Source organism: Anabaena sp. CCY 9910, assembly GCF_963920875.1.
GTDB lineage: Bacteria > Cyanobacteriota > Cyanobacteriia > Cyanobacteriales > Nostocaceae > Trichormus > Trichormus variabilis.
Genome location: NZ_CAWUDJ010000049.1, coordinates 26,389 through 42,759, shown reverse-complemented (window position 1 = coordinate 42,759; position 16,371 = coordinate 26,389). Strand labels below are relative to the sequence as shown.

The window sequence follows — 16,371 nt, the reverse complement described above, 5'->3', positions numbered from 1 at the left end:
TTGTTCTACCCATATTTAGGCAATTCCGGATGAATCTGCACAATGATTCTGGTTATTTATGAACATAAAAAAAGCCCCCAGTCGGTGTTAGCCAGCTAGGGGAGTTAGTTATCAGGGTGCATCTACCAATTAATTGTTCTACCCATATTTAGGCAATTCCGGATGAATCTGCACAATGATTCTGGTTACTGGGTAAATATCAAAGATGGCTATTCCATGTTTGCCAACTGGGAAATTAATGATGAAACTTTTTTAAAAGTTAGACAAAATACTTATTCGTTAAGGTCTGTCTTTGAGAATTGGTAAATTTTCTCTGCCCAAGACAGTAGAATAATCTAAGTATATGCTAGTTATAGAAAAAACCCCCAGTGGCTATCAACCAACTAGGGGAGTTAAAGATCAAGGTGCATCTACCGTTAAAGTGTTCTGGGCAGATGCTAACCAATCCGGATAAAGTTGTAGATGTAGAACCAGCAAAACCTTTGAGTGGAGAAACATTCAATGGCTTGCTGCATCTAGATTTACAGGAAAAGAAGGAAATCGAATTGAAACTTTGGGGTTTCAAACTAGATTTAGGAGGCAGATAGGAGAAGTTGTGTCCCAGGAATTTCACATTTCTGTAACCCCAGTAGGGCAGAATGACTACTTGGTGCGGACGGAAGAAGTCGCGCCTGGGGTACCTTTGGCAGAAGAACTGGTGACATGGCCTGTAGCTGATTGGTTAGCGGCGGCTGGGCATTTGATGAATGACCCATTGAAATCAGTTTTACAGGGAGATGCGTTTCTTTCTATGGGGCGGGAAAGTGCGATCGCTCGCAACTCTGTTAATTTGGTAGCATTAGGTCAACAATTATATAATGCACTGTTTCAAGGTACTCTCAGAGATAGCTTAATTACAGCCCAAGGTATTGCTCAAAACCACCAACAAGTACTACGTTTACGGTTAGGTCTCAAGGATACTAGGTTAGCACGTCTGCCGTGGGAAGTAATGCACGCAGGCGATCGCCCCCTAGCCACAGGCCCTTATATTGCTTTCTCTCGCTACCAAAGTGGTATTTCCCCAACTTCTCGCGTACCTTCAGCCAACAGACTCAAGCTGCCAGAAGATGGGGTTGTGAGAGTTTTAATGATCCTCGCATCACCCACTGATCAAGCGAGTTTGGATCTGCTGAAACAAGAATCTATTCGACTGCAAGCGGAACTACATCGTCAGCTACCGAGATCAATCGAAGGTGGTAATTATCTCCCAGAAATTGATCTCACCCTACTCAACCAGCCAGGGAGGGAAGAAGTAACCCAGGCTTTAGAACAAGGCAGATATCATGTTTTGCACTACTCCGGTCATAGTAACTTAGGGCCGAACGGTGGGGAAATTTATTTGGTTAGTAGCCGGACTGGCTTAACAGAAACCCTATGTGGTGATGATTTGGCGGGTTTGTTGGTTAACAATAATATCCAAATGGCGGTGTTTAACTCCTGTTGGGGTACTTACACCGCTAGCTTTGATAATAGTGGCGACACAGGAGAACGCAACCTTACAGATAGCTTAGTTAAGCGGGGTATTCAAAGCGTCTTGGCAATGTCGGAACGTATTCCTGATGAAGTGGCATTGACTCTCACACAATTGTTTTATCGAAACTTGAGTCAAGGATATCCTGTAGATTTATGTGTGAGCCGGGTACGTCAGGGATTAATTTCTGCCTATGGTTCACACCAGCTTTACTGGGCATTACCAATTTTATATCTCCAACCGGAATTTGACGGTTTCCTTAGCCCCAAACTCTCGGCAGCTACAAGTGTTGGTTCACTGGATGAATATAGTTCATCTTTAGCAGCCAATACCGCATCTACTTACTCTGGTGTGCTGGATGATGGGGAAATGTCTTTACCAATTGAGGATATGATGCCCTCTGGTTTGGTGCATGACTCTTCAGGAGTGGATTGGTTAGGGGAAGAAACTTGGGGTGATCTTGTGGATGAGATTGAGTATGATGACCCAAGTTATGCCGAAGATTCAGCTTTTGTTTCCGATATATTTCGCCAACTAGACCAGCAAATTATAGGGGATGAAGAACCTGAAGTACCTCCAGAAGTTAGACAACCTTTGCCAGATAGTCATCTAGAACGACCGATTGCAACTGCACCCAGGGAAGATTTCTCCAGAATTGTACCTCCGGCAACTCATCATACTGCTCAAAACCTGAACCAAGACTTAGAAAATTTCCGCCTCCTGGCATCGAGAAATCGTGTCCGTCGCCAGCGTTGGCAGATTTTCGGGATGATTGGGGTGGGTGCGATCGCCATTATACTGATATTTAGTTGGTGGCAAAGTCGCCAGACATCAGTAGTACGCGACATACCCCCCATTCCCACCCCATCTTTACCAGTTGAGACTCAGCCCCCAACGGATTTACGCCAAATGCCTACGGGAATGGTGACAGCCACTGCCACAGAAAAATTGAATCAAGGTGATTTGGAACCAGGATTAGCAGCTGTAGAAGAATTACTCAATCGCAACGCACTACAACCCGCCCAAGCGGCATTACAATTAATTCCTTCCAACCAAGAAAAACAGGCATCAGTTAACTTCCTCAGAGGAAGATTAGCTTGGCAATCTATCCAAACAGGAGATAAAAAATACAGTATTGATGATGCCCGTCGTTATTGGGAAAGAGCGGTGAAAACTAACCCAAAATCGCTTTCATATATCAATGCTTTAGGATTTGCTTATTATGCTGAGGGTAATATCAATCGAGCCAATAACTCTTGGTTTCAAGCAATAAGTTTAGGACTTAAACAAGTGAATGCTGCTGATGTTGCCGAAGTTTCCCCTAAATCAGATGTACCGATTGAGGCTTTACCTGCCTATGCTGGTTTAGCATTGGGGATGTATAAAAATGCCCGTAACCGTAATTTCCCTCCCGATAAACAGGCGCAATATATAAATGAAGCCCTCAAATTACGACAAACCGTTTTAGAAAAAGATCCCATCAATTTTCAGCTAGACGAATTGAGCAAAAATTGGCTATGGACAGAAAATAGTCTCCGAGACTGGCGATCGCTTCTGCAACAAAAAAGCCCCAAGCAAAGTAGGGGAAGATGAGGAAATGGGGAGTAGGGACTAACTGACACATATAAAGATTTCGTGAAGTGCAGGCTAGATAGTCGCTATTGTGAAAATTTGTAAAAGTACTTTGGGAAAAATAAATATGGGGATACTGCTTTTTTAGTAATTGGCTGAACTGTAATTGTTCGGAGTGAAAAGTAGCAAAAATACTTAAGGCCCAAAGGAACAAAATTATGCTCGCCAGTCAAAGCGTAAAAAATGGTCATGATTTGAGCCTGAGATTAGATTCTACGTTACAAGAATTACCTGTGTGGGATATTGAGGTGGAAATTCATCTTCCAGGTAACAAATTGATTAGATTTTTTGAGCATGAGCCTTTATTGCCGGGAGTTATCTTAACTGATCATCAACAAGTTGTAGGGATGATTTCACGACAGAGTTTTTTTGAGTGTATGAGTCGTCCTTATAGTTTTGGCTTGTTTTCGATGCGCCCGATTGAAAGCCTCTACAATTTTCTCAAACCACAGGTTTTTACTTTTCCTGCACATAAGTTAGTTACAGAAGCTACTCAGGAAGCATTGCAGCGATCGCCTAGACTTGTCTATGAACCAATTTTAGTGAAAAGTTCATCAGGAAAGTATAAGGTACTTGATTTCCATCAGTTGCTTTTAGCTAACTCCCAAATTCATGCTCTCACCCTAGAAAAACTACAACACGTTAAAAAACAATCCCGAATAGCTAAGGCAGGATTTCGTGACCTGCAAAATAACTATACTCAACTACTGCAAAATGAGAAAATGGCGGCTTTAGGTCAGTTAGTCGCTGGTATTGCTCATGAAGTTAATAATCCCATCAACTTTATTGCTGGTAATCTTGTCCACACTATTGACTATACCCAGCAATTACTCAGCCTCATCAATTTATACCAAAATAATTATCCCCATCCTGTAGAGGAAATTGCAACTGCGATCGCTGAAAGTGAACTTGGCTTTATTACCAATGATTTACCTAATCTACTAACTTCTATGCGTAGTGGGTGCGATCGGATCGTACAAATTATTCGCTCTTTACGCAATTTCTCTCGTCTAGATGAATCTGATAGAAAATTGGTGGATATTCATGAAGGTATTGATAGTACTCTGCTAATTTTACAAAGTCGGCTCAAAAACCCAAACATTACTCACCCTATTAACGTTATCAAAGAATATGAGAACCTGCCTCTAGTTGATTGCTATGCTGGTTTACTCAATCAAGTATTTATGAATCTTCTCAGCAATGCCATTGATGCTTTAGAAGAATCCACAGTCAAATATCCGGGAATGGTAACTAAGCCACAAATTATCATTCGGACAGGAATCATAGATGATCAGCAAGTAGTAATTCGCATTGCTGATAATGGGATAGGAATTCCAGAAGAGGCAAAACAGCGATTGTTTGACCCATTTTTCACTACTAAACCTGTAGGTAAAGGTACTGGCTTAGGGTTATCTATTTGCCATCAGATTATCGTTGAGAAACATGGTGGACAAATGGATTGTGTATCTAGCTTAGGACAAGGAGCCGAGTTCATTATTAAAATTCCGCTTAAATTTCAAGGATTCGGCAAATGAATCAATATTTTTATACAAAATACTTGCGTATATTGACTGAATCGTGTCAGGATCAGTCTGCATAAACCCATAAATTAATATCTTATGAGCAAAAAATGGGCATTTAGCCTCATACTGCTGACAACTTTGGGAAATTTAACGTGGTCAGGGAGTGCTAGGGCTAATTTTAATGGCAAGCTGACTGTAGAAATTGATGGGTTAAAAAACAAACAAGGACAAGTCTGCGTCAGCATATTTACTAGTAGCCAAGGATTCCCCGGCGATCGCAAACGGGTGTTTGATAGGCAGTGTACTCAGATTAACGAAACACCCTTGAAACTTACTTTTAACAACTTAAAAGCAGGAACTTACGCTGTAGCTGCTATTCAAGATTTGAATGGTGATGGTACTCTCAATCGCAATGACTTAGGTATGCCTGTGGAACCCTTTGGGTTTTCCCGTAACCCGGAAGTTCGCACCAGCGCCCCCAAGTTTGGAGATGCGGCTTTTATTTTGGCAGGCAGCAACACTACTATTCAAGTACAGATGAAAAAGTTATAATTAGCCTCTTATCAGTGACTAAATCCCCATCTTTTTGTGAGTCCAAAATGTAGGGTGCGTCAGTATGAATAATTTCTTGGTACAGCTAGGTTTTTTGCACTGACGCACCCTACTAACCATCAATTTGGAATAATTTGTTTTTTGGTCTTCCCTAACTTTTTAGCGAGAATCTTCTGGAGTATTGTCTGCTAGGCTTGTTTTATCTACGTTCCGCATTCTATTCATCTGAGTTAGGGCATACCTTGCTGTTGCCTGAACTTCAGCATCAGGATCATCTAGGGCATGAGCTAACATCTGACTCATCTGAGCCATCATGTCATAGACGCGGGTCAAGTCACGAATGGCGTTTTGTCTGACTTGTGGGCTTTCATCCTGCATGGAGACGGCAAAAGCCTTGTTGATTGGTTTGAGTGAACGGACATTAATCTCTGATAAAGCAGCCAAAATTAAATTACGTTGTTGTGAATCGGCATCAATCAACATATTAACGAGTGGTTGAATTGCGCGTGAATCGCCCTGCTGTCCTAAATCCCAAATAGCTTTGTGTCGTTTTTTGGGGTCGGTACTGCGTAAATCTTGAACTAACTCATCAACAATGTTGAGTTTAGCAAGACGGGATGTCGTTTCAACAGGCATCACTGTTGCGGGGAATGATGCTGGCGCTGTTTGGGAAACGCTGGCTTGAGCAGTAGTTTCCTGATAATTAGATGTATGTGCTAACTCTTGTAAAACTGGGGCAATGGGATCTTGTTGATTGGCACTTAAAGCTTTTTGTGGTGCTGTTTTGAGTTGCTTTTGTGGTTTGTTGGGGTCGAACCGCCGTAATAAATATAGGATTGCGCCAATAGTTCCTAAAGTTCCTAAGCCCAATATTGACCACCAAAGAAAATCTCTAAAGGCTGAATTAGAGTTATTGGTAGTTGTGACGGGAGCTTCAGAAGATGAGGCGACAGCTAGTTTATTCTGATTATCTATCAAGGCTGTTTGTAAAACCCTTTTAGTGGCTAGATCCGCCACCCCATCAACTCTACTAAACACTTTAGCTTGCTGAAATTTTGCTACAGCCTTTTTTGTACTGTCACCGTATTTTCCATCAGCAATGCCACTGTAGTATCCTAGCTGCTTTAATTGCATTTGTAGTGTTTGCACATCCGGCCCTTGACTACCTGGCTTAAGAGCAACTTGCCCAGTCGTTGAAGTGGAACTGACTTGTGCGACTTCTAATTTTTCAGGTGCGAAGTTGGTTGTAGCTGTGCTGGCTTGAGTTGAGTAAAAACCCACACAAGAAACACAGGTAAGTATGACAATTGAGGGGTAGTTTAGCCTCATATTAAAAGTTAGAGCCTGAATGTGTTTTTAAAGTTATCAGGAAATTGATAACCTAAATCTATGTAAGTACTAATTTTTATTTTGACGCAAAAATCTAACCTTAGTTGCTAGTAATATACCTTATTTTGTCTAATTATTTTATTTTTTCTTCTGATTCAGGTAATCTCAAAACTCAGATTCTTGTGACTGTACTGGCTCTGCACACTCAGGGATTGATTATAGGACTTACGCACTCAGATTTTCTGTTGAGACCGGGTGTAAGGGTTTCAAACATTGATGGATAAGCCTTGATGATTTTTTATTGGCAAGTGTCTTATACCAATTCTCTATGAAGTTGGGCCAAATAAATCATGTAGAGACGTTGCACGCAACCTCTCTACAGTACAGAATAAAGTGCATCTATGGCTGCGCCAGACAAGCTACATCAAGAAACGGTATTAGGGTAGAGTTTCTGGCTCAGATTCTCTAACTTTTACAGCTAAGGGGTTGAGCTTTTTCGTAGTTGCTTCTGCGAGTATTGGCTGGGATTTTGCAGATATTTCCTCCATAACAGACTTTTTGTTCTGTCCTGCCAGGTTATCACGCTGATTTATGAGGTAGATGCTGATTAAAGTGAGGAATACTCCTACCCATTGCAAGGTAGAGAGAACCTCTGAAAGTAAGAGATGACCGAATAATAGGGCAAATATGGGAGTAAGGAAGGTGAGGGAACTTAGGCTAGTAAGACTACCACTAGAAGCGAAGTAGAAAAATAATCCGTAGGCGATCGCACTGCCAAAGACGGTAGCATAAGCTAAAGCCAGCCATTCCGAACCTACCAGATTTTCCCATTGTTGAGATTCTACAACTGCGGAAATTCCCCACAATGGCAAACCACCGATAATCATGTGCCAGCCTGTAGCCGTTACAGGGTCTACATACCGCGTCACAAATCTAATTAACACCGTTCCTACGGCCATTGACAAAGCCGCTAACAACATTAACCATTCACCACTGGCAAACAGGTTTTGCCAGTTGCCAATTGTCACCTCTGCACCTGTGCCTAGTAAACTGAAAATCCACTCATCAGGTAAGCCAATTAAACTAATTCCTGTGACTCCCAGACCTAATCCCAGCCATCCCCATAAACCAATCCGTTCTTGAAATAGCCACAACGACAGCAACGCCACCGCTAAAGGTTGGGAGTCAATCATGACTGAACCTAAACCCGCACTGGTACGGACTAACCCCTCAGCTAAGAACCCTTGAAATAAGGTTCCATCCACTAGCCCAAATAAAGCAATCCACAACCACCCTTGCCAACTATTAGGCTGGGGTCTACCTGACAGCGCGGCGGCAATTAAAATTAACACTCCCGCTGGTAGCAGCCGCACTCCCGCCATGAAAAACGGTGTGGTGTGGGGTATGACTCCTTTCATTGCTACCATTGCCGTCCCCCATAGGAAAAATGGAGCAATTAACAGTAGAGGGGCTATGGGAAATTTGGATGCACTGAGTTTCAGTTGCATGGTGTTGGTGATGCCTTTGGTTTACGGGTGCAGAGATTACTTTAACCAATTCTACCCAATTGTGTCTTTTTGTGAAGGAAATAATACTTAGGGGCTTTGGTCATGGGTAACGGGTAATTGGTAATTGGGAGAAGATTTTTAGCTATTACCTATGACCAGTCACCTATTATCACTCCTGAATTGATCACCAGCAACGTATATTGTTTAGGAGAAATTAGGAAGTAGATTTTTTTCTAAGTGGGTGAGTAATTTCACGCCAAATTCTGCTTCAAAGACTGCTTTTTTGTAGTCTAAACTCCATAGTTCTAAAGCGCAATCGTCATCGGGTCGAGATGGATAGATCAGCAAATTAAACTGCTGGAAGTGGTGATAATAATCACATTTGATTTGAGCGATCGCCCCAATTTGTCGCCGATCTAATGCTACTGCCAATCTTAACAGCGCACTTAATTGGCTCACGATTTGCCGATGCTCTTTACTCAATAGGTTTCGGTAATTTTCATGCTTTTTCTTGGGTGGTGATTTGCGGTGATAGCGGGCTAAATTGGCAATGATTTCGATCTCGGTTTCGTTGTAACCGAGTAGTTCACTATTGCGAATGAGATAGTAGGAATGTTTGTGGTGGGATGAATGGCTGACATGATGACCACAGTTGTGTAAAATTGCTGCCGCCCAAAGTAATCGCCGTTCGTTGCTGCCCCAGTGGTGTAGTAGTCCTTGGGTTTGGTCAAATAAACTCAGGGCAAATGTGGCTACGCGATCGCTATACTCTAAGTTAACTTGATACTTGCTGGCTTGTTTGAGTATACTACGCTGGCGAATTGAACTTTGAAACCGTAATCGGTCTTCAATTAGGCCGTGGCTTAACATCCAGTCAACAATTACCCCTTCCCGTAGTGCGCGACCACAAGCGGTTAATGAATCTACACCCAAAAGGGTCATAGCTTCTTGCAAGATGACAGCGCCGGCGAGTATGACTTCAGAGCGCTTTTCGGGCATTCCAGGGATAGCGGCTCTTTCGGCATTTGTCATTCTCCGCAGGCGATTTACCCACTCTCGCAAGTCTTTGAGGGTGAATTGATAGCCGTTGAGGGTAGAAGGGACTGTACCCGTTTTTTCCCGCGCATGAATCATGGCGATGGTTTCAACAGTGCCGGAAGTGCCAATTAAACGGGGAGATTCGCCGGGATTCAGGTTAGCTAGCACTTCTTCCACAGAACGTTCTAACATCCCCCTGGCGTAGGCTTGCAGGTATTGAAACTCGATATTACTGATGGGGTCTGTGGTGATTAACTCGCTTGTGAGTCGTACAGCACCAATTTTGGTACTGGTGAGAGTGCGCGGTTCTTGAGTGTCACCTAAAATTAATTCTGTAGAACCACCACCAATATCAATAATCAGGTGCGGTTGGTTATGAAATTCCATCCCCGACAAAACACCAAGGTAAATGCGTCGTGCTTCTTCTTGCCCAGAAATCAAGTCAACGCTTAAACCCAACTCTGTTTCTATCTGGTGTAAAAAATCTTTACCATTGGGGGCTTCCCGCACCGCACTAGTCGCCACAGCAATTAATGTTTCCGCATTGGCAGTTTTAGCCGCTTCTTGAAAGCGCTTCAACGTAGCGATCGCTTTTGCCATAACCTGTGGTTTTAACTCCCCAGTGGTAATATTGCGATCGCCCAGTCGCACTGTTTCTTTTTCTCTGGAAACAATGCTAAAAGCTGGTAGTGTCGGGTCAATCTTTACCACTACCATGTGCAGAGAATTGGTTCCCATGTCAATGGCAGCAATAATCCGGTGTTGCTGAACTGGTTGAGTGTTGACACTCTCCCAGCTAGATGAAACTAAATTCACCATCTAGTCTTCTCTCTGTATTCAGGATGGATGGTAATGAATGATGTGTCGGGGTAGTTGGCACTGATATTATGTTGCAACACACTTAATTTTCAGGTTGAGCGTAGTTGGAACTACCTGAAATTAAGTATATTCACCCTGCTGCTGACAATTTTCGTGACTATTTAATTAAATTTAGTTAAAGTTGCCACTGAAGATTATGTCTTTACAAATATCAAATAACGCTATTCTATAGATGTAAAGATGTGTGAAGTCGGGACTGGGGACTGGGGATTGGGGACTAGGGACTGGGGACTAGGGACTGGGAAGAGTAGAGAAAAACATAATAATCATAGGTAATCTACATCGATACCCAATACCCAATCCCCAACACCCAATCCCCAATACCCAATCCCCCATACCCAATCCCCCATACCCAATCCCCATGCTAGAGACTAACCAAGAACCTGTTTGGCTAACAATTTTCCGTCTTTTGCGGTGGCACAAACCAGAAGGACGATTAATTTTGATGATTCCAGCACTTTGGGCTGTGTTTTTGGCGGCGGCAGGCAAACCCCCTTTGCCTTTGGTGGGGGTAATTATCCTGGGTACTCTGGCTACCAGTGCGGCTGGATGTGTGGTTAATGATTTATGGGATCGGGATATTGATCCAGAAGTGGAGAGAACACGCGATCGCCCCTTAGCAGCTCGGACGCTTTCTATAAAAGTTGGTATTGCAGTTGGTATTATATCGTTATTTTGTGCGGCAATTCTCGCTTATTACCTTAACCCCTTGAGCTTTTGGTTATCTGTGGCTGCCGTGCCTGTAATTTTGCTTTATCCGGGTGCAAAGCGAGTGTTTCCTGTCCCGCAGTTGGTTTTGTCAATTGCTTGGGGTTTTGCGGTGTTAATTAGCTGGAGTGCGGTAACACAAAACATTTCTCAAGCAACGTGGTTACTGTGGGGGGCAACCTTACTGTGGACATTGGGATTTGATACAGTTTACGCTATGAGCGATCGCGAAGATGATCGACGCATTGGTGTTAATTCCAGTGCCTTATTTTTTGGTGATTATGCTCCTTTAGCTATTGGCATTTTCTTTTTAGGCACAATTATTTGCCTAACTTGGTTGGGTGTTGCCATCCATTTACATCTAGCATTCTGGATTACCTTAGGAATCGCTTCAGTTGGTTGGATTTGGCAGGTTTTACGTTTAAGGCAGCCACAATTGCCTAATCCTGCTTACGGTGAGATGTTCCGGCAAAATGTCTGGATTGGTTTTATTGTACTGGCTGGGATGATATTTGGTTCTTTGTGAGGAAGGGTGTAAGGGTATAGGGGTGTAAGGGTATAGGGGTGTAAGGGTGTAAGGCGTTTAAAATTGACATCCCCACTTAATACCTTGCACCGCTCTCTTATTGCGAAAATAACAAGGTAAAAGGCTAATTATTTCGTAGGGCAATGCCCACCACTTGCTGATTGATAAGCTGCAAGATGTTAGCCTACACCCTTGTCCAAACCCTTGATTTTTCATTTTCATCTGTAAGTCCCAATAACTTCACACTCAGAGGGACAAAGCGATGCTGTGTCCTTATTTTTCTACGTATTCCTACTGAACAATCTTTACCTGAATTTTATAAAAAAGCAGTATTTTCCGTACTTTTAAAAAGTTTTTATCAAAATATCTGCGATCGCCTCCGAAATATTACGAATCTAGTTTAGTAGTTGGGTATATAGCTATAGAAGTTAGACTCACCCAACTCTATGAAGCGATCACTTACATTGGGTCAGAACCCATCGCACCTAGTCAAAATCACGATGATAGTTTTATTGTCTCTTGGCAGCGTTGGTGTTGTTGGGGGAAGTTTCTTTCTAAGAAAAGCTTTTATCACTAGTAGCCAGTCGGAAATAGTCACAGATACATCACGCTACAAAGAAATACGCCATCAACTATGGTCTAGTCAGGACGACATTAAACACTTTCCTTCAGAAATACCTGCTGGAGTCGAAAATGAGCGCCTAGCCTATGCACCAGGAAGTTCACAAACTGGTAGTTACTTCCAAGTAAGGCTGAGAAAGTCACCAGAACAAATTCAACAATTACTCAACCAGTACCGCAAACTGGCTAAACATCAATATAGAGGCGGTGACACAAACGTTCACGCCAATTTACCTAATGGTGTACCGACTACGTTTTTCTACACCAGTGAATCTGCTGCCGAGTCTTTTCCACCTTCTTATGAAATACTTGTTTTAAATGCAAAGGATAAAGGTAGACCTGGTTTTAAGTGGAATCACGGTGATAGCTATGGCGTGGCCATTAATAGTTCAGCTTCAGAAATTATTTATTGGGCTGAAAAATGGTAATTGGTAGTTTAACTCATAAGATATGTATGGGACTTACGCATGAAAACGAAAGATCAAAGGTTTGGACAAGGGTGTAGGGGTGTAGGGGTATAAGGGTATAAATGATTGAAACCCTTACACCCGGTCTCAACAGATAACCTGTTTGCTTAAGTCCTAATGTGGTCATTATTCATTTGCTCCATTGGCTAATCATGGAAATTATTTGGGTTTAAATCAACAGGAAAAACAAAAAATTCTTTGTTTGCTTCAATGAGTGTTTTGTGATGAAGGTCAATTGCCTTTGATAAATTGCAATATTTAATCGGCACCCATAGTCCATCGCTGAAAAAATATATGACAACCCGATGATTTAGGTATTGATCCAACGGAAGTGGAATTTGCCAACTTGAATTCAACATCTAATTCTTAAGGATTATATAACGCATTATTTGCTTTATTCTTTCTCATACTATGGGCATAAAGCTAAAGCCTTATACTATCTGTAGTTAGGTTACTGAGTATCACAAAAGTTAGAAATTTATTTGATTATGTTAAATATTTAGTGGTTATATATATCTGCAAATCATGATAAAAAACTAATTTTGTGGTGGGTATTGCCCACCCTACGACTACGAGGATAAAAAATAATTATAAAAGTTTGGTGTAAAGTCTTCAGTAAACAAGTTTATGGAATAACTCCAGAAAAAATACTGTGATGATTCAATAACTTGATGGAAGTGCAGTTATATATTTTATTGGCACAAATTTCACTATAATTACTTTCTATGGTTTGCTGAGTCTTGACAACAATCGGCGACAACAGGAAAAGCCAAGAAAATAGTATTTGTAGTCAGCTTTTCAGTGCTGATAGAAATCAGAAATAAAGTGCTGACTACAAACTAAAACATTTCTAGAATATTACTAAACAGAACAACTTAACTCACCTGCTTTTTGTGTAAAGCGGCGATTTTCTCGGTAATCTACAGGACAATCAATCACGGCTGGTACATCTTGTGCTAGGGCTTCTTTGAGTACGGGAATTAAATCTAAAGCTGATTCAACTCTGTAACCTTTTAAGCCCATACTTTCGGCTAGTTTGACAAAATCTGGATTGCCGAAATGTACAAAGGATGATTGTCCTTTACCAAATTGATTTTCTTGTTTCCATTCAATTAAACCGTAGCCGCCATCATTGAAAATTAGAGTGACAAATGGTGTACCAACTCGTAAAGCTGTTTCTAATTCCTGGCAATTCATCATAAAACCACCGTCACCAGTAGCGGCGACAACTTTACGGTTAGGATAAACGAGTTTTGCAGCCAAAGCACCAGGAATAGCAATACCCATTGCGGCGAAGCCATTAGAAATAATACAGGTATTAGGGCTATGGCAATGATAATGACGGGCTATCCACATTTTATGAGCGCCAACATCAGAAATTACGATATCATCAGGCCCCATTACCTGCCGTAAGTCATAGATCAACTTTTGTGGCTTAATCGGATAACCATCATCATTGGCATATTGTTCGTAATCTTCCCGAATATTGCCTCTTAAGCTGATAGCATAAGGATTAGGTTTTCCTTGTCTATCTGCTACTTTTAATATTTCTACTAGAGAGTCAGAAATATCACCAATAACGGATACATTAGGGATATAGCTGCTGTCAATTTCCGCAGAATCTGCACCAATATGGACAATAGGAATTTTGCCTTCTGGGTTCCATTTTTTGGGTGAAAATTCGATCAAATCGTAACCAATAGCAATTACTAAATCTGTATTATCAAAGCCGCAAGTAATGAAATCTCTTTGTTGCAATCCTACCGACCATAAGGCTAAGGGATGAGTGTAAGGAATCACACCTTTACCCATGAAAGTATTAGCAACGGGGATATTCATTTGGGTAGCAAATTGGGTGACAGCATCACTAGCTTTAGCCCTAATTGCACCATTTCCTACTAAGATTAAAGGATTAACGGCTTGAGAAATAGCGGCGGCGGCGGCACGAATACTGGCGAAAGATGCGTATGTTTTTTCGATGTTGTCTTTCTGCAACGGTTTGCCCTCTACAGGCATAGCGGCAATATTTTCTGGTAAATCTATGTGAACTGCCCCTGGTTTTTCGCTTTGCGATCGCTTGAAGGCTTTACGCACAACTTCTGGTGTAATACTCGGTCGGACAATTTGTTTATTCCACTTAGTTACAGGGGCAAACATCGCCACTAAATCTAAATATTGATGGGATTCGATGTGCATTCTATCGGTTCCCACTTGTCCAGTAATCGCCACCAAAGGCGCACCATCTAGGTTGGCATCAGCCACCCCAGTCATGAGATTTGTTGCCCCCGGCCCTAAGGTAGAAAGACATACGCCGGCTTTTCCTGTCAAACGTCCATAAACATCTGCCATGAAAGCTGCACCTTGTTCATGACGGGTTGTAATAAATTGAATCGAGGAATGTTTAAGTGCTTCTAAAACGTGTAAATTTTCTTCACCAGGAAGTCCAAAAACATATTGCACTCCTTCATTTTCTAAACACTGTACTAACAGTTCTGCTGTATTCATTTTGAATTAATTCCTTATTTGCGAAAGAGTCAATAGTCAGTTGTCAGTGGCAAAGAATAAACAACTAACAACTGACAAAAACAACTTATTTCACCCAAACGGTTTTAACATTAACGAACTCGTGTATGCCTTGAATGCTTAATTCTCGGCCATACCCAGAACGTTTTATGCCCCCAAATGGTAGTCTGGGGTCGGATTTTACTAAACCATTAATAAATACTGCGCCTGCTTCAATTTCGGAAATCAGGCGATCGCGTTCTTGGTCGTTATTTGTCCAAGCACTTGCGCCTAAACCAAAGGGTGTAGCATTGGCCAGTTGAATTGCTGTATCGATATCTGGGACACGAAATAACAACGCCACTGGGCCAAAAAATTCTTCTTGGGCAATGGGCTGATCAACTGGGATATCTATGATAATTGTGGCCGGGTAAAAGTTGCCAGGACGATCTGCTAAAGGATAGCCACCGGTCAAGACTTTACCGCCACTTTTGACGGCAGTTTGTACTTGTTGGTCTAATTCTTGGAGGATATCGGGGGTTGCTAGTGGCCCTAAGTCTGTATCTAGATGTAAGGGGTCGCCAATTTTCAGCGCTGTGAATTTTTCTAACAGCAACTTTTCAAATTGATCGGCGATCGCTTCTGCCACAATAAAGCGTTTCGCGGCAATACAAGATTGTCCGTTATTTAACATCCGTGCTGATGTAGCTGTAGCGGCGGCTGCTTCTACATCAGCACTTTCTAACACAATAAATGGGTCACTTCCCCCCAATTCCAAGACTGTTTTTTTAATTTGTTTTCCCGCCGCCGCCGCTAGAGATGCGCCGGCTGGTTCGCTTCCGGTTAAGGTAGCAGCTTTTACTCGCTCATCAGCCATTAAATCGGCAACTTTCGCCGCACCGATTAACAGAGTTTGAAATACACCTCCAGGAAAACCTGCCCGATGGATAATATCTTCGATGGCTAAAGCGCACTGTGGTACATTCGATGCGTGTTTGAGTAAGCCGACATTACCTGCCATGAGTGCAGGTGCAGCAAAGCGGAACACTTGCCAGAAGGGGAAATTCCACGGCATGACTGCCAAAATTATCCCCAAGGGTTGGTAGCGGACAAAGCTATGACTGGCATCAGTTTTGACACTGACATCAGCCAGAAAATCGGCGGCATTTTCCGCATAGTAGCGGCAAACAGCAGCACATTTTTCGACTTCGGCAATGGCTGCTTTGTAAGGCTTGCCCATTTCCAAGGTCATTAACTTAGCGAAGTCAGCTTTTTCTTGCTCCAGTATATTGGCGGCTGCTTGCAAAGCTTGCGATCGCTCTGCAAAACTCGTATGTCGGTACTTTTCAAAAGCCTGGTCTGCCAAATCTAATTTAGCGGCAATTTCTGCATCGTTGAGTGGCTCAAAGGTTTTGAGCGTTTCCCCAGTGGCGGGATTGATGGTGGCGATCGCCATTGCCTAACCTCCCGTTTAAAAATAGCTTGAGGTAGCTTCTTAGTGTTACACATATTTTCCCAAGGAGGCTACCACCCAAATTTTAATCTTTTGGACAAAATTTAGTTCCTATATTTAAAA

12 protein-coding genes are annotated in these 16,371 nt (G+C 42.2%); 7 read left to right on the top strand and 5 right to left on the bottom strand.

The annotated features are described in order from the left end of the window. Positions 1-162: 162 nt before the first annotated feature. From ACM5QX_RS25400 to ACM5QX_RS25380, 5 genes are all read left to right on the top strand, one after another. Positions 163-306 (top strand): hypothetical protein, encoded by a 144-nt coding sequence (locus ACM5QX_RS25400; RefSeq protein ID WP_414756063.1) that lies wholly within the window; start codon positions 163-165, stop codon positions 304-306. Positions 307-434: 128 nt separating this feature from the next. Beyond that, entirely contained in the window at positions 435-587 is a 153-nt protein-coding gene (locus ACM5QX_RS25395) for a hypothetical protein (protein ID WP_414756062.1), read from the top strand. Between the two features lie 8 nt (positions 588-595). Continuing rightward, positions 596-3,103: a cell division protein HetF gene (gene hetF / locus ACM5QX_RS25390; RefSeq protein ID WP_414756061.1), complete on the top strand. Its 2,508-nt coding sequence runs from the start codon at positions 596-598 to the stop codon at positions 3,101-3,103. A gap of 197 nt (positions 3,104-3,300) precedes the next feature. Beyond that, a complete protein-coding gene (locus tag ACM5QX_RS25385) occupies positions 3,301-4,677 on the top strand; it encodes an ATP-binding protein (protein ID WP_414756060.1) in 1,377 nt (458 codons plus the stop codon). An 84-nt stretch (positions 4,678-4,761) separates the two neighbouring features. Next, complete coding sequence (locus ACM5QX_RS25380; RefSeq protein WP_414756059.1) at positions 4,762-5,217, top strand: DUF2141 domain-containing protein; 456 nt, start codon at positions 4,762-4,764, stop codon at positions 5,215-5,217. Between the two features lie 159 nt (positions 5,218-5,376). Here ACM5QX_RS25380 and ACM5QX_RS25375 read toward each other — a convergent pair whose 3' ends face one another. From ACM5QX_RS25375 to ACM5QX_RS25365, 3 genes are all read right to left on the bottom strand, one after another. Next, on the bottom strand, positions 5,377-6,546 hold the full coding sequence (locus tag ACM5QX_RS25375; RefSeq protein WP_414756058.1) for a peptidoglycan-binding protein: 1,170 nt from the start codon (positions 6,544-6,546) through the stop codon (positions 5,377-5,379). A gap of 437 nt (positions 6,547-6,983) precedes the next feature. Further along, on the bottom strand, positions 6,984-8,054 hold the full coding sequence (locus ACM5QX_RS25370; protein ID WP_414756057.1) for a DMT family transporter: 1,071 nt from the start codon (positions 8,052-8,054) through the stop codon (positions 6,984-6,986). A 204-nt stretch (positions 8,055-8,258) separates the two neighbouring features. Beyond that, entirely contained in the window at positions 8,259-9,911 is a 1,653-nt protein-coding gene (locus tag ACM5QX_RS25365) for a Ppx/GppA phosphatase family protein (protein WP_414756056.1), read from the bottom strand. Positions 9,912-10,332: 421 nt separating this feature from the next. On the opposite strand from ACM5QX_RS25365, the gene ACM5QX_RS25360 reads away from it, so the two are divergent. Both ACM5QX_RS25360 and ACM5QX_RS25355 read left to right on the top strand, forming a co-directional pair. Further along, the gene (locus ACM5QX_RS25360; protein WP_414756055.1) at positions 10,333-11,205 is read left to right on the top strand and encodes a 4-hydroxybenzoate solanesyltransferase; all 873 of its coding nucleotides are present in this window, start codon (positions 10,333-10,335) and stop codon (positions 11,203-11,205) included. A 446-nt stretch (positions 11,206-11,651) separates the two neighbouring features. Continuing rightward, complete coding sequence (locus tag ACM5QX_RS25355) at positions 11,652-12,254, top strand: hypothetical protein (RefSeq protein ID WP_414756054.1); 603 nt, start codon at positions 11,652-11,654, stop codon at positions 12,252-12,254. Positions 12,255-13,154: 900 nt separating this feature from the next. On the opposite strand, the gene ACM5QX_RS25350 is transcribed toward ACM5QX_RS25355, so the two are convergent. Then, positions 13,155-14,798 (bottom strand): acetolactate synthase large subunit, encoded by a 1,644-nt coding sequence (locus ACM5QX_RS25350; RefSeq protein WP_010997705.1) that lies wholly within the window; start codon positions 14,796-14,798, stop codon positions 13,155-13,157. Between the two features lie 85 nt (positions 14,799-14,883). Beyond that, entirely contained in the window at positions 14,884-16,251 is a 1,368-nt protein-coding gene (locus ACM5QX_RS25345) for an NAD-dependent succinate-semialdehyde dehydrogenase (protein ID WP_414756053.1), read from the bottom strand. Between the last annotated feature and the right edge of the window lie 120 nt (positions 16,252-16,371).